The 23,186-nt window shown below is 70.1% G+C and carries 24 protein-coding genes, 1 tRNA gene and 1 riboswitch; of the genes, 9 read left to right on the forward strand and 16 right to left on the reverse strand.

The window, feature by feature from the left end; genetic code table 11:
* Nucleotides 1–99 precede the first annotated feature (99 nt).
* A complete protein-coding gene (locus HCU73_RS08255) occupies nt 100–900 on the reverse strand; it encodes an Lpg1974 family pore-forming outer membrane protein (protein WP_168622942.1) in 801 nt (266 codons plus the stop codon).
* Nucleotides 901–1,192: 292 nt separating this feature from the next.
* Here HCU73_RS08255 and HCU73_RS08260 point away from each other — a divergent pair, with 292 nt between their 5' ends.
* Nucleotides 1,193–2,284, forward strand: coding sequence for an enolase C-terminal domain-like protein (locus HCU73_RS08260; protein ID WP_168622943.1), 1,092 nt, complete (start codon nt 1,193–1,195; stop codon nt 2,282–2,284).
* A gap of 78 nt (nt 2,285–2,362) precedes the next feature.
* On the opposite strand, the gene HCU73_RS08265 is transcribed toward HCU73_RS08260, so the two are convergent.
* The 8 genes from HCU73_RS08265 to HCU73_RS08300 all read right to left on the reverse strand — a co-directional run bounded on the left by HCU73_RS08265 (nt 2,363) and on the right by HCU73_RS08300 (nt 10,505).
* Entirely contained in the window at nt 2,363–4,567 is a 2,205-nt protein-coding gene (locus HCU73_RS08265; protein WP_168622944.1) for a 3-hydroxyacyl-CoA dehydrogenase NAD-binding domain-containing protein, read from the reverse strand.
* Nucleotide 4,568: 1 nt separating this feature from the next.
* Complete coding sequence (locus tag HCU73_RS08270; RefSeq protein WP_168622945.1) at nt 4,569–5,057, reverse strand: hypothetical protein; 489 nt, start codon at nt 5,055–5,057, stop codon at nt 4,569–4,571.
* Between the two features lie 11 nt (nt 5,058–5,068).
* Complete coding sequence (locus tag HCU73_RS08275) at nt 5,069–6,280, reverse strand: acetyl-CoA C-acetyltransferase (RefSeq protein WP_168622946.1); 1,212 nt, start codon at nt 6,278–6,280, stop codon at nt 5,069–5,071.
* 13 nt (nt 6,281–6,293) lie between these two features.
* The gene (locus tag HCU73_RS08280) at nt 6,294–6,926 is read right to left on the reverse strand and encodes a glutathione S-transferase family protein (protein WP_168622947.1); all 633 of its coding nucleotides are present in this window, start codon (nt 6,924–6,926) and stop codon (nt 6,294–6,296) included.
* A 301-nt stretch (nt 6,927–7,227) separates the two neighbouring features.
* A complete protein-coding gene (locus HCU73_RS08285) occupies nt 7,228–7,440 on the reverse strand; it encodes a hypothetical protein (RefSeq protein WP_168622948.1) in 213 nt (70 codons plus the stop codon).
* Nucleotides 7,441–7,495: 55 nt separating this feature from the next.
* On the reverse strand, nt 7,496–9,271 hold the full coding sequence (locus HCU73_RS08290) for an acyl-CoA dehydrogenase C-terminal domain-containing protein (RefSeq protein ID WP_168622949.1): 1,776 nt from the start codon (nt 9,269–9,271) through the stop codon (nt 7,496–7,498).
* Between the two features lie 40 nt (nt 9,272–9,311).
* Nucleotides 9,312–9,713 (reverse strand): MerR family transcriptional regulator, encoded by a 402-nt coding sequence (locus HCU73_RS08295; protein ID WP_168623258.1) that lies wholly within the window; start codon nt 9,711–9,713, stop codon nt 9,312–9,314.
* Between the two features lie 417 nt (nt 9,714–10,130).
* On the reverse strand, nt 10,131–10,505 hold the full coding sequence (locus HCU73_RS08300; protein ID WP_168622950.1) for a MerR family transcriptional regulator: 375 nt from the start codon (nt 10,503–10,505) through the stop codon (nt 10,131–10,133).
* Between the two features lie 142 nt (nt 10,506–10,647).
* On the opposite strand from HCU73_RS08300, the gene HCU73_RS08305 reads away from it, so the two are divergent.
* The 3 genes from HCU73_RS08305 to HCU73_RS08315 are packed head-to-tail and all read left to right on the forward strand — an operon-like array spanning nt 10,648 to nt 12,909.
* The gene (locus HCU73_RS08305) at nt 10,648–11,091 is read left to right on the forward strand and encodes a PaaI family thioesterase (protein WP_168622951.1); all 444 of its coding nucleotides are present in this window, start codon (nt 10,648–10,650) and stop codon (nt 11,089–11,091) included.
* A complete protein-coding gene (locus HCU73_RS08310; protein WP_168622952.1) occupies nt 11,088–11,597 on the forward strand; it encodes a PaaI family thioesterase in 510 nt (169 codons plus the stop codon). The genes HCU73_RS08305 and HCU73_RS08310 overlap by 4 nt, the downstream gene beginning before the upstream one ends.
* Nucleotides 11,590–12,909 (forward strand): MATE family efflux transporter, encoded by a 1,320-nt coding sequence (locus HCU73_RS08315; protein WP_168622953.1) that lies wholly within the window; start codon nt 11,590–11,592, stop codon nt 12,907–12,909. Before HCU73_RS08310 ends, HCU73_RS08315 begins: the two co-directional genes overlap by 8 nt.
* Before the next feature lie 66 nt (nt 12,910–12,975).
* On the opposite strand, the gene arsC is transcribed toward HCU73_RS08315, so the two are convergent.
* Genes arsC through HCU73_RS08330 form a run of 3 tightly spaced genes read right to left on the reverse strand, consistent with a single transcriptional unit; the run spans nt 12,976 to nt 14,701 of the window.
* Nucleotides 12,976–13,317: an arsenate reductase (glutaredoxin) gene (gene arsC, locus HCU73_RS08320; RefSeq protein WP_168622954.1), complete on the reverse strand. Its 342-nt coding sequence runs from the start codon at nt 13,315–13,317 to the stop codon at nt 12,976–12,978.
* The gene (locus tag HCU73_RS08325) at nt 13,308–14,366 is read right to left on the reverse strand and encodes a quinone-dependent dihydroorotate dehydrogenase (RefSeq protein WP_168622955.1); all 1,059 of its coding nucleotides are present in this window, start codon (nt 14,364–14,366) and stop codon (nt 13,308–13,310) included. The genes arsC and HCU73_RS08325 overlap by 10 nt, the downstream gene beginning before the upstream one ends.
* Nucleotides 14,366–14,701 carry a DUF952 domain-containing protein gene (locus HCU73_RS08330; protein ID WP_168622956.1) on the reverse strand — a complete coding sequence of 112 codons (336 nt, stop codon included), beginning with the start codon at nt 14,699–14,701 and terminating at the stop codon, nt 14,366–14,368. The genes HCU73_RS08325 and HCU73_RS08330 overlap by 1 nt, the downstream gene beginning before the upstream one ends.
* Before the next feature lie 126 nt (nt 14,702–14,827).
* Here HCU73_RS08330 and HCU73_RS08335 point away from each other — a divergent pair, with 126 nt between their 5' ends.
* From HCU73_RS08335 to HCU73_RS08345, 3 genes are all read left to right on the forward strand, one after another.
* Nucleotides 14,828–16,438: a bifunctional metallophosphatase/5'-nucleotidase gene (locus HCU73_RS08335; protein ID WP_168622957.1), complete on the forward strand. Its 1,611-nt coding sequence runs from the start codon at nt 14,828–14,830 to the stop codon at nt 16,436–16,438.
* Between the two features lie 168 nt (nt 16,439–16,606).
* Nucleotides 16,607–16,771, forward strand: a complete 165-nt coding sequence (locus tag HCU73_RS08340) for a hypothetical protein (protein WP_168622958.1) — start codon at nt 16,607–16,609, stop codon at nt 16,769–16,771.
* Nucleotides 16,772–16,793: 22 nt separating this feature from the next.
* Nucleotides 16,794–17,459: an SOS response-associated peptidase gene (locus HCU73_RS08345; protein ID WP_168622959.1), complete on the forward strand. Its 666-nt coding sequence runs from the start codon at nt 16,794–16,796 to the stop codon at nt 17,457–17,459.
* A 267-nt stretch (nt 17,460–17,726) separates the two neighbouring features.
* On the opposite strand, the gene HCU73_RS08350 is transcribed toward HCU73_RS08345, so the two are convergent.
* From HCU73_RS08350 to HCU73_RS08365, 4 genes are all read right to left on the reverse strand, one after another.
* A tRNA-Gly gene (locus HCU73_RS08350) sits at nt 17,727–17,800 on the reverse strand.
* A 312-nt stretch (nt 17,801–18,112) separates the two neighbouring features.
* Nucleotides 18,113–19,384: a TRAP transporter large permease gene (locus HCU73_RS08355; protein ID WP_210730538.1), complete on the reverse strand. Its 1,272-nt coding sequence runs from the start codon at nt 19,382–19,384 to the stop codon at nt 18,113–18,115.
* Nucleotides 19,385–19,401: 17 nt separating this feature from the next.
* Nucleotides 19,402–19,902: a TRAP transporter small permease gene (locus tag HCU73_RS08360; protein WP_168622961.1), complete on the reverse strand. Its 501-nt coding sequence runs from the start codon at nt 19,900–19,902 to the stop codon at nt 19,402–19,404.
* 64 nt (nt 19,903–19,966) lie between these two features.
* Nucleotides 19,967–20,992 carry a TRAP transporter substrate-binding protein gene (locus HCU73_RS08365; RefSeq protein WP_168622962.1) on the reverse strand — a complete coding sequence of 342 codons (1,026 nt, stop codon included), beginning with the start codon at nt 20,990–20,992 and terminating at the stop codon, nt 19,967–19,969.
* Nucleotides 20,993–21,184: 192 nt separating this feature from the next.
* Here HCU73_RS08365 and HCU73_RS08370 point away from each other — a divergent pair, with 192 nt between their 5' ends.
* Both HCU73_RS08370 and HCU73_RS08375 read left to right on the forward strand, forming a co-directional pair.
* Nucleotides 21,185–21,655: a MarR family winged helix-turn-helix transcriptional regulator gene (locus tag HCU73_RS08370; RefSeq protein WP_168622963.1), complete on the forward strand. Its 471-nt coding sequence runs from the start codon at nt 21,185–21,187 to the stop codon at nt 21,653–21,655.
* Between the two features lie 61 nt (nt 21,656–21,716).
* Nucleotides 21,717–21,803, forward strand: a riboswitch (glycine riboswitch).
* Nucleotides 21,804–21,897: 94 nt separating this feature from the next.
* Nucleotides 21,898–23,169, forward strand: coding sequence for a D-amino acid dehydrogenase (locus HCU73_RS08375; RefSeq protein WP_168622964.1), 1,272 nt, complete (start codon nt 21,898–21,900; stop codon nt 23,167–23,169).
* The last annotated feature ends 17 nt before the right edge of the window (nt 23,170–23,186 follow it).

Here is a 23,186-nt window from a genome sequence, read left to right on the forward strand (position 1 = left end):
CTGAGTCCACACATGGCGTGGCGCGCAAGAAAAGGAAAGAGGGGGTGGATTGACGTGGACAGGCCCCGCCGCCGCAAAGGGGCGGCAGGGCGCGTCAGGTCAGAAGCTGACGTTCAGCCCGAGGGTCAGGCCCATCAGGCCAGTGTCGCCGATGGTCTCGGGGTCGATCGCGAAGGGGAAATACACCGAGTCCGTGCCGTAGAACTGCACTTCGTAGCCGAAATGCGCCCGCAGATCGGCTCCCCGGAAGGAACGCATGTACTCCACCCCGGCAAAGAGGTCGAAGGTCTGCACGATGGTATTCGACAGGACGTTGGTGGATACCGGCGTGAAAGTCGCGTCGCCGGCCATGATGCTGTAGCGTCCTCCGAAGTTGAGCCCGAAGTTATTGTTGATCTGGTGCGCGAAACTTGCCCCAAGCGTCAGGCCCGTGCCCTCGAACTGGTAGGGGTCAACGCCGCCGAAATCCGCTCCGCTCAACTCGATGTTGCCACTCCGCACACCGATGAAGGCCTCGGCAGAAGAACTGTCGCCGGTAAAGACGGGAAAGAATGCCTCGGCATCCAGCATCTCGAACACCGCCCGGCGATCCGTACCGAAATGCGGCTCGGTTTCATCGAACTCGAAGTAGCGCAGGCGGACACCCAGACCCGCGTCCGACGCCGCCGAGATCGTGTAACGGATCGCAGTGTTCACGCCATAGTCCGGGAAGTAGTTCTCCACGCTGCTGCCCGTGCCCTGCGACGCGAAGAAGCCCAGGCTCAAGACCTCGATCCCGGGTGTGATGGTGATCCCGTCGGCCTGCGCCATCGACGAGGTTGTGGCGAGCAGGGCCGCCGCGAGCGCGAGCGAGGCCGTTGCCGGGGCCGTAATGCGGAAGCCGCTTTCGTTCAGTTTCATTGGAAGTCCCCCAAGTGAGCCACGACTGTTGGGTGAAGCCCGACGCCATGGCAGTTCAGTAAAGCCGAGCGAAGATGCGAAAGAGACAGTTGGCAAGCGCATTAGTTAGATCAGGGATATCTTGATGCTGCGTGTTGCCGCGCCGCGACATCGTGTGTCGGATCTGCAGTATACAGGCCGATCACATCGCTACAGCCTAGGGGCGTCGTTCGCGCGAGGACTCCACGGGGCCTTACCGGTCCTACTTTGCCATGCCCCATGGGCAGGAATGCACTGAAGGGAGGTGGCTGTCATGGAGTGCATTTCAGCGGGGCCGCTGAGGGTCCATGCCGCCGTGCACCGGGCCGAGGCCGCGCCGGGGGATCCCGCGCCCTATGCGGGCGAGGACAGCTTCACCTTCGTGCGGGTGCGCGTGACGGATGCCGACGGGGTGACGGGCGACGGCTTCACCGGGCGCTTCTGCGCGGCCGAGGTGGCGCATCTGCTGAACGGGGCGGTGGCCGAGGCGCTGGCGGCGCCGGGCCCCGTGCCGGACCTCGCGCGCAAGTTCAACCCGCGGGGCATGACCGGCGTGGTCGTGTCCGCGCTGTCGGCGCTCGACGTGGCGCTCCGGGATCTCGCGGGCAAGCGGGCGGGGCGGAGCGTGGCGGCGATGCTGGGGGGCAGGCGGCCCGCCGCGCCCGTCGACGTGACCTGCGGCTTTCCCGCGCTCGACACCGACGCGCTGGTCGCGGCCTGCGCGGCCGAGGTGGCGGCGGGCGCCCATGGCGTCAAGGTGCTGGTCGCCGCCAAGGGCCGCGGTGTGGCCGAGGATCTGGCGCGCGTCGCCGCCGTGCGGGCGGCGATCGGCGATGGCGCCGCCCTGATCGCCGACGCCAACTGCGGCTGGGACCTCGACAGCGCGCGGGCCTTCGCGCGCGGGGCAGGGGACTTGAACCTTGCCTTTCTGGAGGAACCGGTGCGCGGCAACGACCGGCACGCGCTGGCGGCGCTGGCGGCCGAGGCGCCGATGCCGCTGGGCGCGGGCCAGATGGAACAGGACGCCGACCGCTTCGCGCTGCTGGCCGAGGCGGGGGTGGCGGTGATCCAGCCCAACGCCGTGTTCGCCGGCGGGATCGGGGCGGCGGTGACGGCGGCGCGGGCGGCCGAGGCGGCGGGCTGCGCGGTGTCGCCCGCGGGGGGCTGGGACCTCGTCAACCTGCACTGGATGTGCGGCGCGATGGCGTCGGGCGCGGTGGAACTGCACCGGGCGCAGGGGCGCATCGCGCGGCTGCTGATGGAGCGCCCGCCCGAGATGGCGGGCGGGGTGCTGGTGGTCTCCGAGGCGCCGGGGCTGGGCCTGTCGCCGGACGAGGACAGGCTGGCGGCCTGCCGGGTGGGGTAGGCGTTTTCCCCGGGGAAAACGCAAGGGAAATCCCGGGATTTCCCTTGCGGAAAACCCGGGTTTTCCGCCCCCCGGCGCTTACGCCGCGCGGCTGTCCACCCCGGTGCCGAAGCGCCCGTAGAAGCTCTGGCCCTTCTCCGCCATCTCGCGCAGCAGCGCGGGGCAGGCGAAGCGGTCGCCGTAGGCCGCCTGTAGCGCGTCGCACCGTTCCGCCGCGTAGGGCGTGCCGAGGATGTCGAGCCAGCTGAACGGACCGCCCGACCACGGCGCGAAGCCCCAGCCGAGGATCGCGCCCACGTCGCCCTCGCGGATGTCGAGCAGCACGTCCTCCTCCAGCGCGCGGACCGCCTCCAGCACCTGCGCGAACAGCAGGCGATGCTGCACCTCGACCAGCTCGGGCTGCTCGGCCTTGACCGGGTAGTGGTCGGCCAGCCCGTCCCACAGCCCCTCGCGCTTGCCCGTGGCGTCGTAGGCGTAGAAGCCCGCGTTCGACTTGCGGCCCAGCCGGCCCGCGTCGACCATGCCGAAGATCACCTCGTCCACGGTGTCGTCATAGGCCGCGCCCATCGCGGCCTTGGTGGCCTTGGCGATCTTGGCGCCCAGGTCGAGCGAGGTCTCGTCGGTCAGCTGCAGCGGACCCAGCGGCATCCCAACCAGCTTGGCCGCGTTCTCGATCAGGGCGGGCGCGACGCCCTCCTTCACCATGCGGATGCCTTCGTTGATGTAGGGGATGATGCAGCGGTTGGCGTAGAAGAAGCGCGCGTCGTTCACCACGATCGGCGTCTTGCGGATCTGGCGCACGTAGTCGAGCGCCTTGGCCACGGCGCGGTCGCCCGTCGCCTTGCCCCTGATGATCTCGACCAGCGCCATCTTGTCGACGGGGCTGAAGAAATGGATGCCGATGAACTGGTCCGGCTTGTCCGACGCGCGGGCCAGCTCGGTGATCGGCAGGGTCGAGGTGTTGGTGGCAAAGATGCAGTCGGCGGGCACCACGGCCAGCACCTTCTTGGTGACCTCGGCCTTCACGCCCGGGTCCTCGAACACCGCCTCGACGATCAGGTCGCAGCCTGCCAGTGCAGCGTAGTCGGTGGTCGCGGTGATCCGGCCCAGCACCTCGGCCTTCTTCTCGGCGGTGACCTTTCCGCGCTTCATGCCCTTGTCGAGCAGCCCCTCGGAATAGCCCTTGCCACGGTCGGCGGCGTCCTGCGCGGCGTCGATCAGCACCACCTCGATCCCGGCATTGGCCGAGACATAGGCGATGCCCGCGCCCATCATGCCGGCGCCGAGGATGCCGACCTTCCTCACCGTCTCGTCGGCCACGGCGGGGCGGTTCGCGCCCTTCTCCAGCGCCTGCTTGTTGATGAAGAGCGACCGGATCATCGCCGAGGACGACGGGTTCAACAGCACGTTGGTGAACCAGCGCGCCTCGATCCGCAGCGCGGTGTCGAAATCGACCAGCGCGCCCTCGTAGACCGCCGACAGCAGCGCCTTGGCCGCCGGGTAGACGCCCTTGGTCTTGCCGTTGATCATGGCGCTGGCGCCCACGAAGGTCATGAAGCCGGCCGGGTGGTAGGGGGCGCCGCCCGGCATCTTCCAGCCCTTCTGGTCCCAGGGTTTCACGATGTCGGCGTCGGTGGCCGACAGGACCCAGTCCTTCGCGCGGGCAACGAGCTCGTCGGCCGGCACCACCTCGTCGATCAGCTGCGCGCCCTTGGCCTTCTTCGGGTCAAGCGTCTTGCCTTCCAGCAGCACCGGCGCCGCCGCCATCGCCCCGACCATGCGCGAATAGCGCGTGGTGCCGCCGCCGCCGGGGAAGATGCCGACGAGGATCTCGGGCAGGCCGATCCTGGCCTTGGGATTGTCGGCCATGAAGCGGCGGTGGCAGGCCAGCGCGATCTCGGTGCCGATGCCCATGCAGGTGCCGGTGATGGCGCAGGCGACGGGCTTGCCGCCCTTGTTGGTCTTGGGGTCCATGCCGGCGCGCTCCAGCTTCCGCAGGATGCGGTGGCCGTTCATGGTGAAGTCGAACAGCGCCTGCGCCGGGTCGTCGCCGGCCGCGTCGCGGATGGTGGCGAGCGTGTTCAGGTCCATGCCGCCGGCAAAGCTGTCCTTGCCCGAGGTCAGCACGATCCCCTTGACCGCCGGGTCGGCCAGCGCGTCGTCGACCAGCGCCTCGACCAGCGCGAAGGCCTCGCGCGTCAGCACGTTCATCGACTTGGCCTTCACGTCCCAGGTGATCACGGCGACGCCGTCGGCGCCCTTCTCCATGGTGAAATCGGTCATCTCAGTCGTCTCCTCGGGTGTCGGGCCGGGGCATGGGCCCGTCGGCGAATGGGGTGGATGCGCCGGCGCGGCGGGCCGGGCGCGGCAGGTCGATCGGCCAGCGGGCGTTGGCCATCTCGGTCACGATGCGGGTGGCGCGCCAGAGGCCGGCCTCGTCCCGGTGCAGGTCCACGGTGCCGCCCATCGGAGGCACCACGGGAATGGCGCCGGCCAGGAGGTAGCTGTCGAAGCTGCCCCTGACGCTGTCCGGGCCGATGCGCCGGACGTCCGTCGCCCGGCGCACGGAATGGGTCACGCGCTGGGCGGCCAGCATCTGGCGCCAGCTGTCGAAGCCCGCGCGCAGCTCGGCCAGGCTGGCGACCGACAGGGTGGCGGTCCGCGTCTCGAGCGCGAAGGGCAGCACGACACGCGCCGCATAGTCCGCGAAATCACCCTCGGTGACCGCGCGGTCCATCCGGTCGAGCCAGTCCTGCAGCCCCGCCAGGTCCATCGGCGCGGGCCTCAGACGCGCTCGATGATGGTGGCGGCGCCCATGCCGGACGCGACGCAGAGCGTGGCGAGGCCAGTGCCCTTGCCGGTCCGCTCCAGCTCGTCGAGCAGCGTGCCGATGATCATGGCGCCCGTCGCGCCCAGCGGGTGGCCCATGGCGATGGCGCCGCCGTTCACGTTCACCTTGGCGTGGTCCACGTCGAAGGCCTGCATGAAGCGCAGCACGACCGACGAGAACGCCTCGTTCACCTCGAACAGGTCGATGTCGCCGATGGCCATGCCGCTGTCCTTGAGGATCTTCTCGGTCGCGGGCACGGGGCCGGTCAGCATGATGGTCGGGTCGGTGCCGATCTTGGCGGTGGCGCGGATGCGGGCGCGGGGCTTCAGCCCGTACTTCGCGCCGAACTCGGCGTTGCCGATCAGCAGCGCCGCCGCCCCGTCCACGATGCCGCTGGAATTGCCGGCGTGGTGGATGTGCTCGATCTTTTCCAGGTGCGGGTACTTCAGCATCGCCACCGCGTCGAAGCCGGGCATCATCTCGCCCATCTCCTTGAAGGCGGGCTTGAGGGCGCCGAGGCTCTGCATGTCGGTGCCGGGGCGCATGTATTCGTCGCGGTCGAGGATGGTCAGCCCGTTGATGTCGGTCACCGGCACCACCGAGTTCGCAAAGCGGCCCTCGGCCCAGGCCTGCGCGGCGCGCTTCTGGCTCTCCACCGCCAGCAGGTCCGCGTCGTCGCGGCTGAAGCCGTACTCGGTGGCGATGATGTCGGCCGAGATGCCCTGCGGCACGAAATAGGTCTCCATGGCGATCGAGGGGTCGACCGCGATGGCCGCCCCGTCGCTGCCCATGGCGACGCGGCCCATCATCTCGACGCCGCCCGCGATGTAGGCATCGCCGGCGCCGCCCCGGACCTGGTTCGCCGCGATGTTCACCGCCTCCATGCCGCTCGCGCAGAACCGGTTGATGGCGAGGCCCGGGATGCGCTGGTCGAGCTCGGAGGCCAGCACCGCGGTCCGCGCAAGGCAGCCGCCCTGCTCCATCACCTGGGTGACGTTGCCCCAGATCACGTCCTCGACCGCGTGGCCGTCCAGGTTGTTGCGGTGCTTCAGCGCGTTCAGCGTGAAGGCCGAGAGCCGCGCGGCGGTCACCTCGTGCAGCGCGCCGTCCTTGCGGCCCTTGCCGCGGGGGGTGCGGATCGCGTCGTAGATGTAGGCGTCGGTCATCGGTCGTCTCCGGTCAGGCGGGAAAGGCCCGCGTCATCAGGTCGTAGGGGTGTTTCCAGCCCGGCGTCGCCGCGATGCGGTCGAGCCAGGACGAGATCGCCGGGTACTCGCCCCGGTCGAAACTGAAGGGTTCGGGGTAGTAGAGGTAGCCGCAGCACGACAGGTCGGCGCAGGTCAGGCTGTCGCCGGCCAGCCAGTCGCGGCTCGACAGCTCGCCCTCGAGCACCATCAGCGCGGCCTTGAGCCGGCCCGACATCCAGCCGATCACCTCGGCCGGGCGCTTGTCCTCGGGCAGGAAGTTCATCAGGAACCGCAGCGGCCCGGCGATGCCCGACACCTTCTGGTTGTCGAAGATCGTCCAGCGCAGGATCTCGCGGCGCGTGGCCTTCGACCCGTCGCCGCAGAGCCGCCCGGTCTCGTCCATCACCCAGTCCTGGATCACGCCCGACTGGGTCAGGATCAGCCCGCCCGCGTCCAGCACCGGCACCTCGCCCATCGGGTTGATGGCGCGGAACTCGGGGCTGCGCGCCTCGCCCTTGAAGAAATCGACATGCCGCGCCTGCCATGGCACGCCGGCCAGCGTCAGGGCGATCGCCGCCTTGTAGGCATTGCCCGATTCCCCGAAGCAATACAGCGTGTTGGTCATCGCGTTACCCCCGCGTCGCGCCCGGCCTCGGCCGTGGCAAGTGCGTATTTCTGGAAAGATGAAGGCTCGTAACCCTTTGTTAAGGTTAACGTGCCATGGTGATCTGGCGGTACAGGCAGGCGTGCCGATGACCGCGAAAGGTGAAGGCCCCCTGCGCGGAAGTGCAGCGCGCCTCGGTGTCCGGACGCCGCTGGCGAACACTCGGCCGGGCAGGGGGCTGACCCTCCCCCTTCATCTTTCCCAAAATACGCAATCCCTGGCCAGCCGCCGGGCGCAGCGTCGGGAAGGATCGCGCCAAGGCTCACCGTTTCCGCTCCTCGAGCTCGGAGTTGAACAGCCTCAGCCGTGCCACGAGCTTTTCCTCGTTGATCACGCTGCCCCAGCTCTCGAACAGGAAGGACAGGAATTCCCCCTCGTCGAGCCCCGCCTCGGCGGCGAGGCTGCGCAGCTTGCGGTAGCCGTCCTCGCTCATGGCGATGTTCGGGCGGCGCGTCAGGCGCAGGCGTTTCGGCATCTCTCCCTCCCCGGATGGCTCCGGGCCGCGCCCCTCCGCGCGGCCCGGGACCAGCTTAGAAATTCGCCGCGTCGAGCGCCATCACCGTGTCCGCGCCCGACTGGATGCGGGCCAGGTGCGTCGCCGTCATCGGCAGCTGGCGGGCCATGTAGAACCGCGCGGTGGCCAATTTCGTCTGGTGGAACACCGGGTCCTCGGTGCCCGCCGCCAGCGCCTTGAGCGAGGTCTCGGCCATCCGCACCCACATCAGGCCCAGGCAGACATGCCCGAACAGGTGCATGAAGTCGTAGCTGCCCGACAGCGCCGCGTTGGGGTTCTTCATGCCTTCCTGCATGAAGTACATGCCGGCGGCCTGCAGGTCCTTGGACGCGCGCTTCAGCGGCTCGACGAACTCGGCCATGCCGTCGGTCTCGCCGGCTTCCTTGCAGGTCGACTTCACGAGGTCGAAGAAGGCCATCACGTGCTTGCCGCCGTCCTGCGCCAGCTTGCGGCCCACGAGGTCCAGCGCCTGCACGCCGTTCGCGCCCTCGTAGATCATCGCGATGCGGGCGTCGCGGGCGAACTGCGACATGCCCCATTCCTCGATGTAGCCGTGCCCGCCATAGACCTGCTGGGCCTGCACGGTCATGTCGAATCCCTTGTCGGTCAGGAAGCCCTTGATCACCGGGGTCAGCAGCGACACCAGCCCGTCGGCGTCCGCGTCCTGCCCGCGGTGGGCGCGGTCGATCAGCGTGGCGCCCCAGAGCAGGAAGGCGCGCGCGCCCTCGGCAAAGCTCTTCTGCTCCATCAGGTTGCGGCGGATGTCGGGGTGCACAATCAGCGGGTCGGCCGGCCCGTCGGGGTTCTTGGGCCCGGTGATGTCGCGGCCCTGCAGCCGGTCCTTGGCATAGGCCAGCGCGTTCTGGAACGCGACCTCGGCCTGCGCCAGCCCCTGCATGCCCACGCCCAGCCGCGCCTCGTTCATCATGGTGAACATGGCGCGCATCCCCTTGTGCGCCTCGCCGAGCAGGTAGCCCGTCGCCCCGTCGTAGTTCATCACGCAGGTGGCGTTGCCGTGGATGCCCATCTTCTCCTCGATCTTGCCGCAGGACACGCCGTTGCGCGGCCCGAGGCTGCCGTCCTCGTTCACGAGGAACTTGGGCACGATGAAGAGCGACACGCCCTTGATGCCCTCGGGGCCGCCGGGGATCTTGGCCAGAACGAGGTGGACGATGTTCTCGGCCATGTCATGTTCGCCGGCCGAGATGAAGATCTTCTGCCCAGTCACCTTGTAGGTGCCGTCGGCCTGCGGCTCGGCCTTGGTGCGCATCAGCCCCAGGTCGGTGCCGCAGTGCGGCTCGGTCAGGTTCATGGTGCCGGTCCAGTCGCAGGCGACCATCTTGGGCAGGTAGGTGGCCTTCTGGTCCTCCGTCCCGTGGACCAGGATCGCCGAGGCGGCGCCGTGGGTCAGGCCCTGGTACATGGTGAAGGCCTGGTTGGCGGCGGAAAAGAACTCGCCCACCGCGGTGCCCATCACGTAGGGCATGCCCTGGCCGCCGAACTCCTCGGGCATGTCGATGCCCGGCCAGCCGTTTTCCTTCATCTGCGCGAAGGCGTCCTTGAAGCCCGGCGGCGTGTAGACGACGCCGTTCTCCAGCTTGCAGCCGACGGTGTCGCCGACCGGGTTCAGCGGCGCCAGCACCTCGGCGGCGATCTTGCCGGCCTCGTCCAGCACGGCGGCGGTGAAGTCGCGCTCCAGGTCGGCGTAGCCGGGGATGTCGGCCTCGGCGACCTTGAGCACGTCGTGAAGGATGTACTGCGCGTCCTTGGTGGGGGCGGTGTAGATGGGCATGGTCGTCCTCCCGGAGTGCGAATGGCGGTCTGGGGTGTCGTTATTCGGCGGCGTCGCGCGCGGTGCCGACGGTGGCGAGCATCTCCTCGACCAGGCCCATCTGGGCCCGGAGGTCGGAGATCGCCACGTCGAGTTCCGCCCGCTGGCGTTCCATGTCGGCCAGCCGGTCGCCCGCGATGGCGAGGGTCCGGCTGAGCTGGGTCGCCTGCTGGTCGCCCACGTAGTAGAGGTCGAGCAGCTGGCGGATTTCCTCGAGGCTGAAGCCGAAGCGCTTGCCGCGCAGGATCAGCTTGAGCCGCGCCCGGTCGCGCCGGGTGAACAGGCGCTTCTGCCCTTCGCGGATCGGGAACAGCAGTTCCTTCTGTTCGTAGAAGCGCAGGGTCCGCGGCGTGACCTCGTAGGCGTCGCACATCTCGCGGATGGTCATCAGGTCTTCGGTCATGTGGGGCGTGTCCGTGTCGAACATGGAAGGGTGTCTGGCCGTGCTGATGTGCGAGTCGGCCCGAGTCTTACAAGACAAGATGACGTTGACGTAAACAAGACGTCGCGTCACTTCGGCGGATGACGGAGCGTTAGCCGTCCGGCGGGTCCTAGAGGGTGCGCGCCGCGTCACCGGACGGGGGGCGGCGAGATGGCGGCGTGGCCCCAGGACCTGCCTGCGGGGGCCCCGCGGCGACGGTGGTATCGGCCTGCAACACGGTCGGACCGGATCGCGGGGCAGGGGAGGGGTGACGCTGTCGCGGTACCGGGGTTGGCCGAACCCCGTCGCTGGGCATTGAACGGCCCCGGCGTGATGACGGCCCCGCGCGACGCCCGGCAGGCGCACCTGCGCGGGCCGGATGCAGGTCAGGGCGGGGCCTCAGGGCCGGGCGGCCGCCGTCTCGTCGCGGAGCGCCTTCAGGTCGCCGATGATCTCGTCCAGCTCGCGCCGGCGCTTGGCCAGCTCGGCCAGCTGCCGGTCGGCCAGCGCGATCCAGGCGCGGCGCTGGGTCTCGCCCTGGGGGTCGGCGTCGTACATCTCGAGCCACTGGCGGATCTCCTCCAGCGCGAAGCCGAAGCGGCGGCCGCGCAGGATCAGCGTCATCCGCGCGATCTCGCGCGGGCCGTAGAACCGGGCCCGGCCTTCCCGTTCGGGAAACAGCAGCTCGATATACTCGTAATGGCGCAGCGTGCGCGGCGTCACGTCGAAGCGCGCGCACATCTCCTTGAAGCTCAGCCGGACGTCCTCGTTCATCCGCTCCCCTCGCTGATCGCGTTCCCTTTCCCCGGACAATAGGGCCGTCGGGGCATCGGGAAAAGCGCCTCTCGCCTCTTGCGCGCGGCGCGGGCGCGGGAAACACTGCGCGCGGCAGGACGGCATCCCGGAGACGGCAGGCATGGCACAGGGCGCGGACGACAAGGCGCGGATCGCGCGGCAGTTCATCGAGGCGATCCCGTTCTCCCGCGCGCTGCGGATGCAGCTCGACGAGATCGGCAACGGCGTCGCCGTCATCTCCATGCCCTGGTCCGAGGCGCTGGTGGGCGACCCGAAGTCGGGGGTGATCCACGGCGGCGCGGTCTCGGCGCTGATGGACACCTGCGGCGGGGCGGCGGTGATGAGCCACCCCGAGGCGCTGGCCGGCACCGCCACCATCGACCTCAGGATCGACTACATGCGCGCCGCCGCGCCGGGCCAGCGCATCACCGCGCGGGCGGAATGCTACCATGTCACCCGATCGGTCGCCTTCGTCCGGGCCGAGGCCTGGGACGAGGACCGCGCGCGCCCCGTGGCCGCCGCGACCGGCGCCTTCACCGTCGAGCGCGCCGGGGGCCGGCCATGAGCCGCCGCCCGCCCGAACCCGTGGCGCTGGTCAAGCAGCGCCGCGACCGCACGCTGGCCGCGCTGGTGGCAGGCGTGCCCTACATCGGGTTTCTCGGCGTGACCTTCGACCGCCGCGGCGACGAGCTGACGGCGGTGCTGAACTACGACGGCAAGCTGATCGGCAACCCGCTCCTGCCGGCGCTGCATGGCGGCGCCATCGCCTCCTTCCTCGAGGTGACGGCGATCATGGAGCTGTCGTTCAACATGCTGTGGGACGACGTGGAGGAGGGCCGGCTCGACGTCGAGGCGCTGACGCCCGAGACCCTGCCGCGGCTGCCCAAGACCATCGACTTCACCGTCGACTACCTGCGGTCCGGCCTGCCGCGCGACGCCTATGCGCGGGCGCGGGTGAACCGGCTGGGCCGGCGCTATGCCTCGGTCCATGTCGAGGCCTGGCAGGACAACCGCCAGCGCCTGTTCGCGCAGGCCACGGGGCATTTCCTGATGCCGCCCCGCGATGGCTGAGACCGCGGCGGCGCCGCTGACCCATGGCCGAGTGCTGAAGATCGCGCTGCCGGTGGTGGTGTCGAACGCCACCATCCCGCTTTTGGGCGTGGTCGACACCGCGGTGATCGGCCAGCTGGGCGACCCCGCGCCGATCGGGGCGGTGGGCCTGGGCGCCGTGATCCTGACCTCGATCTACTGGGCCTTCGGGTTCCTGCGCATGGGCACGGTGGGGCTGGCGGCGCAGGCGCTGGGCGCGGGCGACCGGGCCGAGGTGGCGGCACTGCTGACGCGGGTGCTGATGATCGGGCTCGGGGCGGGGCTGGTGCTGATGGCGCTCCGGGTGCCGATCTTCGGCTTTGCCCTGTGGCTGTCGCCCGCCAGCGCCGAGGTGGAAAGCCTGGTGCGCGCCTACCTGCAGGTGCGCATCTTCTCGGCGCCGGCGGCGATCGCGATCTACGGCATCGTCGGCTGGCTGATCGCGCAGGAGCGCACCGGCGCGGTGCTGGCGCTGCAGCTGTGGCAGAACGGGTTGAACATCGTCCTGTCGGCCTGGTTCGTGCTGGGGCTGAACCTCGGGGTCGAGGGGGTGGCGCTGGCGACCTTCCTGGCGGAATGGTCGGGGCTGGTGCTGGGGCTGTGGCTCTGCCGCCGCGCCTTTGCGGTGCCGGCCTGGCGCGACTGGGCGCGGGTGTTCGAGCGGGCGAAGCTGCGGCGGATGGCGGTGGTCAACACCGATATCCTGATCCGGTCGGTGCTGCTGCTGCTGGGGTTCTCGTCCTTCCTGTTCCTCGCGGCCGATTTCGGGGACGTGACGCTGGCGGCGAACCAGGTGCTGATCCAGTTCGTCTACGTCACCGCCTACGCGATGGACGGTTTCGCCTTCGCCGCCGAGGCGTTGGTGGGGCAGGCGGTGGGCGCGCGGGCGCGGGCGCGGCTGCGGCGTGCGGCGGCGATGACGAGCCTCTGGGGCCTGGGCGTCTGCGTCGTGATGGCGGGGCTGATCTGGGCTGCGGGCGGCGCGGCGGTGGACCTGATGACCACGGCCGAGGGGGTGCGGGCCGAGGCGCGGGTCTACCTGCCCTGGATCGGGCTGGCGGTGCTGATCGGCTGCGCGTCCTGGATGCTGGACGGCATCTTCATCGGCGCGACGCGGACCTGGGACATGCGCAACATGATGGCGGTGAGCTTCGCGGGCTACGTCCTCGTCGCTGCGCTCCTCGTCCCGGCCTTCGGCAACCACGGGCTCTGGGCGGCGCTGGTGGTGTTCTTCGCGCTGCGCGGGCTGACGCTGGGGCTGCGATACCCGGCCTTGGAGCGGGCGGTCGGGTAGGCTTGGGGGGCTCTGCCCCCCGGCCTGCGGCCTCCCCCCCGGAGTATTTCGGAAGCAAAGATCGGGTCAGAGCAGGTCGAGGATGGCCTCGGGCGGGCGGCCGATGGCGGCGCGGTTGCCGGCGACGAGGATCGGGCGCTCGATCAGGATCGGGTGGCGGGCCATGGCGGCGACGAGCGCGATGTCGTCGGCCCCGGCGAGGCCCTCGTCGCGGAAGACGGGCTCCTTGCGGCGGACGAGTGCGCCGGCGGGCAGCTGCAGCTTGTGCAGGAGGTCGAGGATCTCGGCCTCGGCGGGCGGGTCCTTGAGATAGAGGCGGATCTCCGGCGTGATGCCGCGGTCCTCGAGGAGGGCGAGGGCCGCCCGCGACTTGCCGCAGCGCGGGTTGTGCCAGAGGGTCAGAGCCATGCGTCGACCCCCGTGCCGGTCACATCGGCCACCGAGGCGACCCCCTCGGCCGTGCAGCGCGCGTCGAGCCCTTCGGCGATGCGGGCCCCCAGCGTGATGCCGCCGTAGACCAGCGCGGTGTAGAGCTGCACGGCCGAGGCGCCGGCGCGCAGTTTCTCCCAGGCCTGGTCGGCCGAGGACACGCCGCCGACCCCGATCAGCGGCAGGCGCCCGCCCGTCAGGCGGTGGAGCTGCGCCAGAACGCGGGTGGATTTCTCGAACAGGGGTTGGCCCGAGAGGCCGCCCGCCTCGCCGCGGTGGCGGCTGGCGAGCCCGTCGCGGGACAGGGTGGTGTTGGTCGCCACGATCCCGGCGAGGCCGGCCTGCAGCGCCACCTCGGCGATCTCGGCCAGCTCGTCCGGCCCGAGGTCGGGCGCGATCTTGAGGAACACCGGGATGGGCCTGGCCAGCGCGGCCCGGGCCTCCATCACGCCGGCCAGCAGACGTTCCAGCGCCGCGCGGCCCTGCAGCTCGCGCAGGCGTTCGGTGTTGGGCGACGACACGTTGACGGTGGCGAAATCGACATGCGGGCCGCAGCGCGCCAGCACCCGGGCGAAATCGGCGGCGCGGTCGGGGCTGTCCTTGTTGGCGCCGAGGTTCAGCCCCACGGGCACGGCCGACGTGGCGGCGGCCAGGCGGCCCGCGATCGCCTCCATGCCTGCGTTGTTGAAGCCGAAGCGGTTGATCGCGGCACGGTCCTCGGAGAGCCGGAACAGCCGCGGGCGCGCGTTGCCCGACTGCGGGCGCGGCGTGGCGGCGCCGACCTCGACGAAGCCGAAGCCCGCGCGGCTGAGCGGGCCCACCGCCTCGGCGTTCTTGTCGAACCCGGCGGCCAGGCCCACCGGGTTCGGCAGGGGCAGCCCGGCCAGCGTCGTGGCGAGCCGGGGCGAGGTGACGGCGCCGGGGGCGGGCAGGAGCCCGGTCCTCAGCGCGGCGATGGCGAGGGTGTGGGCGCGCTCGGGCTCCATCCGCTGCATCACCGACAGGCCGAAGCGTTCCCACATCGCCATCAGAGCTCCGCCGGGAAGACGTGAACGCCGTCGACCAGCGGCAGGGCGGCGTGCCAGAGCACGTCGGCGCGGCGGAGCGGCCCGTAGAGATGCGGGAACAGCGCGCCGCCGCGGGACGGCTCCCACTTCAGGGCCGGGCCGAGCGCGTCGGCGTCGAAGGCGGCCAGCACCAGCCCGTCGGCGCCCGCGAAATGGCGCGCGGCGGTCTCGGCGACCTGGGCGGCGGTCGAGAAATGGACGAAGCCGTCGGCCACGTCGACGGGCGCGCCGGGGGTCTGCCCCGCGCGCTCCAGCTCGGCCCATTCGGGGGCCCGGAGGATCTTGTAGATGCGCATGGCGCCTCCCTTCGCGCGCCGCTGACGCCCCGTCAAGTGTGACGCGGACGTCACCAAGCCGCTTTACTTGGGTGCCGCTGCCCGCCAATCTGACGGCAGTCCAACACCTGTAAGGGGAGATAACCCATGCTCGCACGGATCCTCGGGTCGACCGCGATCCTCGCCGGCCTGTCCATGGCGGCGCCGGTCGCGGCGGAAACCACGCTGCACATCCTGCACACCAACGACGTCCACAGCCGGATCCTGCCGATCAGCGGCTCGGGCTCGACCTGCTCGGCCGAGGACGACGCGGCCGGCGAATGCTTCGGCGGCTCGGCGCGCCTGGCCACCGCCATCAACACGCTGCGCGGCGAGCTGCTGGCCGCCGGCGAGAACGTGATCGTCCTCGACGCGGGCGACCAGTTCCAGGGCTCGCTGATGTACACGACCTTCAAGGGCGAGGTCGAGGCCGAGATGATGGAGGCCATCGGCTACGACGTGATGGCCGTGGGCAACCACGAGTTCGACGACGGCCCGGAGAACCTGGCCCGCTTCGCCGAGATGATCAGCTTCCCGATCATCTCGGGCAACCTCGACCTCAGCCAGTCGAACGTGCTGTCCGACGAGATGGTGCCCGACCACGCCGTGCTCGACGTGAACGGGCTGCGCGTCGGCATCATCTCGGCGCTGGCCACCGACACGGCCGAGACCTCGTCGCCCGGGCCCTCGATCATCTTCCAGAACGAGATCGACGCGCTGCAGGCCGACGTGGACGCGCTGACCGCCGAGGGCGTGGACATCATCATCGCGCTGACCCACGTGGGCCTGCCGGCCGACATCCGCATCGCCGAGGCCGTCACCGGCATCGACGTGATCGTGGGCGGCCACTCGCACACCTACCTGTCCGCCAACGACCCCGACCGGGACGGGCCCTACCCCTACTGGGTCAGCAACCCCGACGGCGCCATGGTGCCGATCGTGCAGGCCGGCGCCTACACCCGCTACCTCGGCCACCTCGAGGTGTCCTTCGACGACGCCGGCAACGTGGTCTTCGCCGACGGCAACACCATGGTGCTGGACGCCTCGGTCGAGCCCGATGCCGCCATCGCGGCGCGGGTCGCCGAGCTGGGCGGCCCGATCGAGGAGGCGATGGCCGTGGTCATCGGCTCGACCTCCGCGTTCATCGAGGGGGACCGGTCGGTCTGCCGGGCGATGGAATGCCCGATGGGCAACCTGGTGGCCGACGCCATGCTGGACCGCGTCCGCGCCCAGGGCATCGACGTGGCGATCCAGAACGGCGGCGGCCTGCGCGCCTCGATCGACGCGGGCGAGGTGACCATGGGCGAGGTGCTGACGGTGCTGCCGTTCCAGAACACGCTGGCCACCTTCCAGCTGTCGGGCGCGGGCATCGTGGCCGCGCTGGAGAACGGCCTGAGCCAGGTCGCCGACGGCGCCGGGCGCTTCCCGCAGGTCGCGGGCATGCGCTATGTCTGGAACCCGGACGCCGAGCCGGGCAGCCGCGTCGTCTCGGTCGAGATCGAGACCGCCGACGGCTTTGTCCCGCTCGACCCCGAGGCGACCTACGGCGTGGTGTCGAACAACTACATGCGCGGCGGCGGCGACGGCTACTCGGTCTTCACCACGGCCGAGAACGCCTATGACTTCGGCCCCGGCCTCGAGCAGGTGGTGGCCGACTACATCGCGGCCTCGGGCGGCTACACGCCCTATACCGACGGCCGGATCGCCACCGTCCAGTAACGGGCCCCGAGCCCACCGGACAGGCCGGCGCGGACCCCCGCGCCGGCCTTTTCCATGCCATGCAGCATCCGCAACCCGGCCTTGGCGTACCGGCAATTGTTCCGGCCGTTACCGCTACCATATCCCGGTCATCGACAGACGACACGCCAAGCCAGAAGGAGCTGCACGATGACCTCGATCCTGTCCCGCCTGCGCAGCGCCGCCGCGAAGCGCGCGGCCTATCACCAGACCGTCCGCGAGATCTCGGCGATGCCGCTCGACGTGGCGCTTGACCTCGGCATCTTCCGCGAGGACGCGGAACAGATCGCCTGGCGGCACGTTTACGGCCGCTGACGGCCGGGGTAGTCTCGCGCCCATGTGCGGGCGCATGACCATGACCCACCCCACCGACGCGATGGCGCGGCTGTTCGACGCCGCGCCGTCGAACGACCTGCCGCCGGTGCCGCGCTACAACATCTGCCCGACGCAGCCCGTGGCCGTGGTGACCGCCGCCGGGGGCCGCCGGGCGATGCGCCCGATGCGCTGGGGGTTCCTGCCGCACTGGTACAAGACGCCGACCGACGGCCCCCTCCTGATCAACGCGCGGGCCGAGACGATCGCGGACAAGCCCGCCTTCCGCGCCGCGGTGCGCGAGCGGCGCTGCCTCGTGCCGGCCACCGGCTTCTACGAATGGACCAAGGACGCGGAGGGCAACCGGCTGCCGTGGTATTTCGTGCCTGCCGACGGCGCGCCGCTGGTGCTGGCCGGCATCTGGCAGGACTGGGGGCAGGGCGACGGGCGCGCGCCGACCGTCGCGGTCGTCACCACCGCGGCCAGTGCCTGGATGTCCGAGACCCACCACCGCGAGCCGGTCCGGCTGGACCCGGGCGACTGGGCCACCTGGCTGGGCGAGACCGGCGAGAAGGCGGCGCCGCTGATGCGGCCCGCGCCGCCGGGTTCCTACGACCGCTGGCGCGTCGACCCGCGGGTGAACTCGAACCGGGTCGAGGGCGAGGAGCTGGTGCGGCCGCTGGCGTCGTGAGCCGGGCCGCTTCTCGGGCCCGTGCCGGCCCCTCGGCGCGGCGGCCCGCGTCTGGCGGCGCGCCAGGGGCACGTCGCGCCCGGTGGTGGCGGCAGGGCAGGCGTATTTTGGGAAAGATGAAGGGGGGCTGGAGCGGGTGGCGGGAATCGAACCCGCGCGTTCAGCTTGGAAGGCTGATTAGAAAATTACGAATTTTCTTTTTATGTCACATATTTGACGGCTGCTGGATGCATATCCTTATCAGAATTTTATCGGAAACGATTTCCTTGGAGCGGGTGGCGGGAATCGAACCCGCGCGTTCAGCTTGGAAGGCTGACAGGCTACCATTACATCACACCCGCACGCCAAGGATGCGTTAGTCCAACGCTCATTGCCGGTCAAGTTGGATGGCTCGGCGCCAGTCCCGCAACACGTCAGATATGTCGTCCTGGGATCTCAGGCCTCGCAAACCCGTGTCCGGCTTTCCCGGTCTGCTCGGGCTCGATCCGGGAAGGCTGGACACAATGGCTGAACCGGCTTTTCCGCCCGAGATAGGTGAAGACCTGCTTCGGACACCTTGATGCCCCTTCCTCACCCCGCGCGTTGCCTGAGGCGGCGGGAGCGCGACACTCGGCTGCGCCGCCTCCGCCTGACCGCCAAAGGCAACGCGGTGCCTAGCTGACCGTGCTGCCCAGCCACAGCGTGATCGCGGGAAAGACCACGAGCAGCCCGAGCCGGACCAGGTCGACCCCTACGAAGGGCACCAGCCCGCGGAAGATCCGGGCGACAGGCACTTCGGGCAGCACAGCCTTGAGGACAAAGACGTTCATGCCCACCGGCGGCGTGATCAGTGCGATCTCGGTCACGACGATCACGATGATCCCGAACCACACGAGGTCGAAGCCCTGCGCGACCACCACCGGGGCAAAGAGGGGCACGAAGATCAGGATGATCGCCATCGAGTCCATCACGCAGCCGAGCACGAGGAACACCGCGAGGATCACGAGGATGAGCGGCAGGCCCTCGAGGCCGGTCGCATCCACCAGGCCCAGTACCCCCGCGGCGAGCCCCGACAGGGTGAGGAGCTTGGACAGCATCAGCGCCCCGAACAGCACGGTGTAGAGCGACACCGAGGTGTAGGCGGTGTCGACGATCACCTGCCGCAGGACGCGCCAGGACATCCGCCCAGTCGCCGCGGCGATGAGCAGGGCGAGACCCGCCCCCATCCCGGCCGCCTCGGTCGGCGTGAAGAGCTTGGCGTAGAGGCCGCCGATGATCAGGCCGAACAGGAGCAGGAAGGGCCAGACGCCTGCCAGCGAGCGCCAGCGGTCGGGCCAGGGCGTGACGTCGCCCTGCGGCGCCTCGGCCGGATTGCGGGCGGCGACCAGCCGGATCACCACGAGGTAGAGCGCAAGGCCCAAGAGCCCCGGGATGACGCCGGCGACGAAGAGGTCGCCGATGTTGGTCTGGGTCAGGATGCCGTAGACCACCATGATGATCGAGGGCGGGATCAGGATGCCCAGCGTGCCGCCGGCCGCGATGGTGCCCGAGGCCAGCGCCTGGGAGTAGCCGTAGCGCTTCATGCTTGGGTAGGAGACCTTGGCCATCGTGGCCGCGGTGGCGTAGCTGGAGCCGCAGACGGCCGAGAAGCCCGCGCAGGACATCATGGTCGACAGCGCGAGGCCGCCGCGGATATGGCCGACGAAGGCATAGGCGGCGCGGAACAGGTCCTGCGCGATGCCGGTCTTGGCGATGATGTTGCCCATCAGGATGAACATCGGCACCACGGCGAGGTCGTAGTTGAGCACGGCGTCCGAGATGGTGAAGGGGAGGAGCTGGAACGCGACGGTCCAGTTCACCGCCACCCCGATCCCGGCGATGGAGACCGCGAGGAGGGCGAAGCCGAGCGGCACGCGCAGGAAGGCGAGGCCGATTGCTGCAAGCATGGACAGGGCACCGACTATCACAGCGGATCCTCCTCGTGGGTGTCTTCGGGGTCGGTCATGGGACCGGTCAGGGCGATGGCGGCGGCGGCGAGTGTCGAGAGGGCGAAGCTCGCGGCCATGAACAGGTAGAGGGGCTCACGGGGGACGCGGAGCGCCTGGCTGACCTCCGAGATGCGGCCGGCGTTCAGCCCGTGCCGGACGAAGAGCCAGGCGAGAAGGGCGAGGAGCCCAACCACCAGCACGGCCGTAAGCGCCCGCCACCAGCCCATCCAGCGCTGTGCGACCAGGCGGTCGAGGAGGTCGATGGTGAGGTGCGCGCCCGCGGCCGTCACCAGCGGCAGGCCACAGAAGACGACCAGCGCCATCAGGTGCTCGGTGATGTCGTGGGCGCCGTAGATCGGCGCGGCGAAGAGGCGGCGGCCGATCACGTCGGCGAAGGTCAGCGCGACCATGGCCATCAGGAAAACGGCCATGACGGTTTCGACCGCGCGCCGCAGCGCCCAGGCGGTGGCATGCATTCTGGTATCCTCCCTTGACCGGAACCGGGGGCGTGCCCCGGTCCCGGATGGCGCTGGCGCGCCGTCACTCGGCGGTCAGCGCGCCGTAGGTCTCGACGTAGAAGGCGAGCACGGTCTCGGGGTCGGCGACGCCGGCCTCCCGCGCGGCGACGATCCAGTCGGCGACCATGGCGTCGTAGATCGTGTCGACCGCCGCGATCAGCTCGGGCGAGGCCTCGGTGATGGTGTGGCCGGCGGCGGCCAGCGCCGCGGTCGCGGCGGGGTTCTGCGCGTCGAACTGGCGGCCCCAGGCGGCCGAGAGGGTCTCGCCCACGATCGCCTCGATGGCGGCCTGGTCCGCGGGGGCGATGCTGTCCCAGCGGGCGGAGTTCATCACCACGAAGAAGGCCGCGTCATAGAGCCCCTCGGGGAAGACCGTGTGATGGGTCAGCGCCTCCTCGAGGCGGAAGTTCACCACCGATTCCATCGTGTGCAGCGAGCCGTCGATCACGCCGCTTTCCAGCATCTCGTAGGCCCGCGTCGCCGGCGCCGCGACCGGCACCGCGCCGAGCTCGGTCAGGAGCCGCTCCTGGATCGGGCCGCCCATGCGGAATTTCTGGCCAGCGATGTCGCCGGGCGTGACCATCTGCGCGCTGCCGTGGTGCAGCTGGCCGCCACCGAAGAGGCCCGCCGCCAGCATCTCGACCCCGTCGAACACTTCGAGGTCGGCAAGGTGCGCCTCGTAGGTCCGCCAGAGCGCGACGCTCTGCGCCTCGGCGTCGGTGCCCGCGTTGGGGAACTCCGCGAACCACAGCGCCACGAAGCGCTCGGGCTCGTAGGTGAAGTTGCCCCAGGTGATGTCGGCCACACCGGTGCGGGCCAGTTCCCAGTGCTGGGCCGGGCTGCCGAGCGGCGCGGGCAGGATCGTCACGGTCACGCGGCCCTCGGTCACCTCGGCGACCTGTTCGGCGAAGGGCACGAAGAAGTCGGTGTGCAGGAAATGCGTCGGCGGAACCCAGGACGACATGGTCAGGTTCTGCGCGCCGGCGGCGCCGGCGGCGAACAGGAGCGCCGTGCCGAGGGCGGTGGTCTTGAGAAGCGTGCGGGTCATGCGGGGTCTCCCTTTGGGGCGGTGCGTCCCGGGGCCGGTCCCGTCCGACTCCTCCGGTCGGTTCGGTGCGGCATCGAGACTGTTGCGGTTTGAGAATAATATGCTGAGACTGTTGCATGCTGAGATCGAAGCGGCGATGGTGGCGCGGGTATCGGGTGATACCGGGAACGGCATGAAGGCGGGGCGGAACGGATGGGCGGGCAGAAAGTCTTTCGGAACGAGCGGCTTACCTATCGGTTGAGCGTGCTGGCCGACCAGGCCATCGCGGCCAACGACCAGATCTTCGTCCGCAAGACGGGCTGCAGCATCCGGGAATTGCGGGTGCTCCGCCTGATCGACGACACGCCGGGCACGACGTTTCGCGAGATCGCGCGGGTGACCGGATTCGAACGCAGCCTGACCTCGCGCATCATCCAGTCGCTGATCGGGGCGGGGCTGATCGAGCGGGAGAACTCGGCGGAGGATGCCCGCGTCTTCCTGCTGCGGACCACGCCCAAGGGACAGGAGCTGCGCCGGGTGGCCCGCGCCCTGTCGGACCGGCTGGAGGCGATCCTGACCGAACCGCTGTCGCGGGCCGAGCTGGAGACGCTGGACAGCCTGCTGGAGCGCCTCGGCGTCTGGGTGGCGTCGGACAGCTACCGCGACAAGCTAGCGGTCGAATAAATCTCACATCAAGATCATCTTGATTTGAGATCGAATAGACGCTAGGGTCGATCCCGCCATACCAGCCGTCCCGCGAGAGGCCGACCACCGTCGGCGCCGAAGGAGCAACCCCCCGGAACCTCTCAGGCAAAAGGACCGGGACGCGCAGGGCGATCTGAAGCGGGCCGTGCAAGGCGCCCGCAACAGAGGGGACCGCACCGCCACAGGGCGGGCGGGAAACCCTTTGGTCGCGGGAGGTTCACATGACCAATATTGCCGTTATCGGCGCCGGCATCACCGGCGTCTCCACCGCGTCTGCCCTGATGGATCGGGGCCATGACGTGACGCTCTTCGACCGCAACCGCTACGCGGCGATGCAGACATCCTTTGCCAATGGCGGGCAGCTGTCGGCGTCCAACGCCGAGACGTGGAACCGCTGGGCGACCGTGTTCAAGGGGATGCGCTGGATGCTGACCCGCGGCGCGCCGCTCCTCGTGAACCCGACGCCGAGCTGGCACAAGTACAGCTGGATGGCCGAGTTCGTCGCCGCGATCCCGCGCTATCGGCAGAACACCGTCGCCACCGCCCGCATGGCCATCGCCGCCCGCGGACTCCTGCGCGAGAAGGCGGCGCGCTACGGCTTCTACTTCGACGCCGAGGACCGGGGCATCCTGCACATCTACACCGACCCCGCCGAGTTCGCCCATGCGGGGCGGGTGACGGCGCTCCTGGCCGAGGCAGGGCTGACCCGCCGCGCCGTGACGCCAGCGGAGATCCGGGCCATCGAGCCCGCGCTCCGCGGCGACTTCCACGGCGGCTACTACACCGAGAGCGATTTCACCGGCGACATCCATCGCTACACCACCGGCCTTGCCCGCGGCATCGCGGGGGAGGGGGCAGACCTGCGCTTCGGCACCGAGATCGAGGGGCTGCGCCACGGCCCGGACGGGGTGCGCGTGACGTGGCGCCAAGGCGACGAGCGCCACACGGAGCGCTTCGACGCCGTCGTCATCTGCGCCGGCGTCGAGAGCCGCCGCTTCGCCGCCATGCTGGGCGATCGTGTGAACGTCTACCCGGTCAAGGGTTATTCCATCACCGTCCGGCTGGATGACGAGAGCAGCCAGAAGGCGGCCCCCTGGGTCAGCCTGCTCGACGACCAGGCCAAGATCGTCACCAGCCGCCTCGGCCCGAACCGGTTTCGCATCGCCGGCACGGCGGAGTTCAACGGCACCAACCTCGACATCCGCGACGACCGCATCCGCCCGCTGGTCAAATGGTGCGAGCGGTTCTTCCCCGGCGTCAGCACCGAGCACGCGATCCCCTGGGCGGGCCTGCGCCCCATGATGCCCGACATGATGCCGAGGGTCGGCCCCGGCCGGCGCCCGCGCGTCTACTACAACACCGGCCACGGCCACCTCGGCTGGACGCTGTCGGCGGCGACGGCCGAAATGCTGGCCGAGGCCGTCGCGGTGGACCCGGCGCTGACGCCGGCGCGCCCGCAGCGCGCCGCGGCCCTGCCGATGGCCGCAGAATGACCCCCCGCGCCGCAGCC

This window comes from Roseicyclus persicicus, assembly GCF_012395815.1.
GTDB lineage: Bacteria > Pseudomonadota > Alphaproteobacteria > Rhodobacterales > Rhodobacteraceae > Roseicyclus > Roseicyclus persicicus.

Bases quoted from the DNA above. Each gene is read 5' to 3' on its own strand.
- HCU73_RS08285 (WP_168622948.1), bottom strand. From the start codon at position 7,440: ATGCCGAAACGCCTGCGCCTGACGCGCCGCCCGAACATCGCCATGAGC.
- HCU73_RS08325 (WP_168622955.1), bottom strand. From the start codon at position 14,366: ATGGCGATGTGGGAACGCTTCGGCCTGTCGGTGATGCAGCGGATGGAG.
- HCU73_RS08370 (WP_168622963.1), top strand. From the start codon at position 21,185: ATGGGCGGGCAGAAAGTCTTTCGGAACGAGCGGCTTACCTATCGGTTG.
- HCU73_RS08315 (WP_168622953.1), top strand. From the start codon at position 11,590: ATGGCTGAGACCGCGGCGGCGCCGCTGACCCATGGCCGAGTGCTGAAG.
- HCU73_RS08355 (WP_210730538.1), bottom strand. From the start codon at position 19,384: ATGCTTGCAGCAATCGGCCTCGCCTTCCTGCGCGTGCCGCTCGGCTTC.
- HCU73_RS08270 (WP_168622945.1), bottom strand. From the start codon at position 5,057: ATGGACCTGGCGGGGCTGCAGGACTGGCTCGACCGGATGGACCGCGCG.
- HCU73_RS08330 (WP_168622956.1), bottom strand. From the start codon at position 14,701: ATGCGCATCTACAAGATCCTCCGGGCCCCCGAATGGGCCGAGCTGGAG.
- HCU73_RS08260 (WP_168622943.1), top strand. From the start codon at position 1,193: ATGGAGTGCATTTCAGCGGGGCCGCTGAGGGTCCATGCCGCCGTGCAC.
- HCU73_RS08375 (WP_168622964.1), top strand. From the start codon at position 21,898: ATGACCAATATTGCCGTTATCGGCGCCGGCATCACCGGCGTCTCCACC.
- HCU73_RS08345 (WP_168622959.1), top strand. From the start codon at position 16,794: ATGTGCGGGCGCATGACCATGACCCACCCCACCGACGCGATGGCGCGG.
- HCU73_RS08265 (WP_168622944.1), bottom strand. From the start codon at position 4,567: ATGACCGATTTCACCATGGAGAAGGGCGCCGACGGCGTCGCCGTGATC.
- HCU73_RS08310 (WP_168622952.1), top strand. From the start codon at position 11,088: ATGAGCCGCCGCCCGCCCGAACCCGTGGCGCTGGTCAAGCAGCGCCGC.
- HCU73_RS08365 (WP_168622962.1), bottom strand. From the start codon at position 20,992: ATGACCCGCACGCTTCTCAAGACCACCGCCCTCGGCACGGCGCTCCTG.
- HCU73_RS08340 (WP_168622958.1), top strand. From the start codon at position 16,607: ATGACCTCGATCCTGTCCCGCCTGCGCAGCGCCGCCGCGAAGCGCGCG.
- HCU73_RS08335 (WP_168622957.1), top strand. From the start codon at position 14,828: ATGCTCGCACGGATCCTCGGGTCGACCGCGATCCTCGCCGGCCTGTCC.
- HCU73_RS08290 (WP_168622949.1), bottom strand. From the start codon at position 9,271: ATGCCCATCTACACCGCCCCCACCAAGGACGCGCAGTACATCCTTCAC.
- HCU73_RS08295 (WP_168623258.1), bottom strand. From the start codon at position 9,713: ATGACCGAAGACCTGATGACCATCCGCGAGATGTGCGACGCCTACGAG.
- HCU73_RS08280 (WP_168622947.1), bottom strand. From the start codon at position 6,926: ATGACCAACACGCTGTATTGCTTCGGGGAATCGGGCAATGCCTACAAG.
- HCU73_RS08360 (WP_168622961.1), bottom strand. From the start codon at position 19,902: ATGCATGCCACCGCCTGGGCGCTGCGGCGCGCGGTCGAAACCGTCATG.
- HCU73_RS08255 (WP_168622942.1), bottom strand. From the start codon at position 900: ATGAAACTGAACGAAAGCGGCTTCCGCATTACGGCCCCGGCAACGGCC.
- HCU73_RS08275 (WP_168622946.1), bottom strand. From the start codon at position 6,280: ATGACCGACGCCTACATCTACGACGCGATCCGCACCCCCCGCGGCAAG.
- HCU73_RS08300 (WP_168622950.1), bottom strand. From the start codon at position 10,505: ATGAACGAGGACGTCCGGCTGAGCTTCAAGGAGATGTGCGCGCGCTTC.
- arsC (WP_168622954.1), bottom strand. From the start codon at position 13,317: ATGGCTCTGACCCTCTGGCACAACCCGCGCTGCGGCAAGTCGCGGGCG.
- HCU73_RS08305 (WP_168622951.1), top strand. From the start codon at position 10,648: ATGGCACAGGGCGCGGACGACAAGGCGCGGATCGCGCGGCAGTTCATC.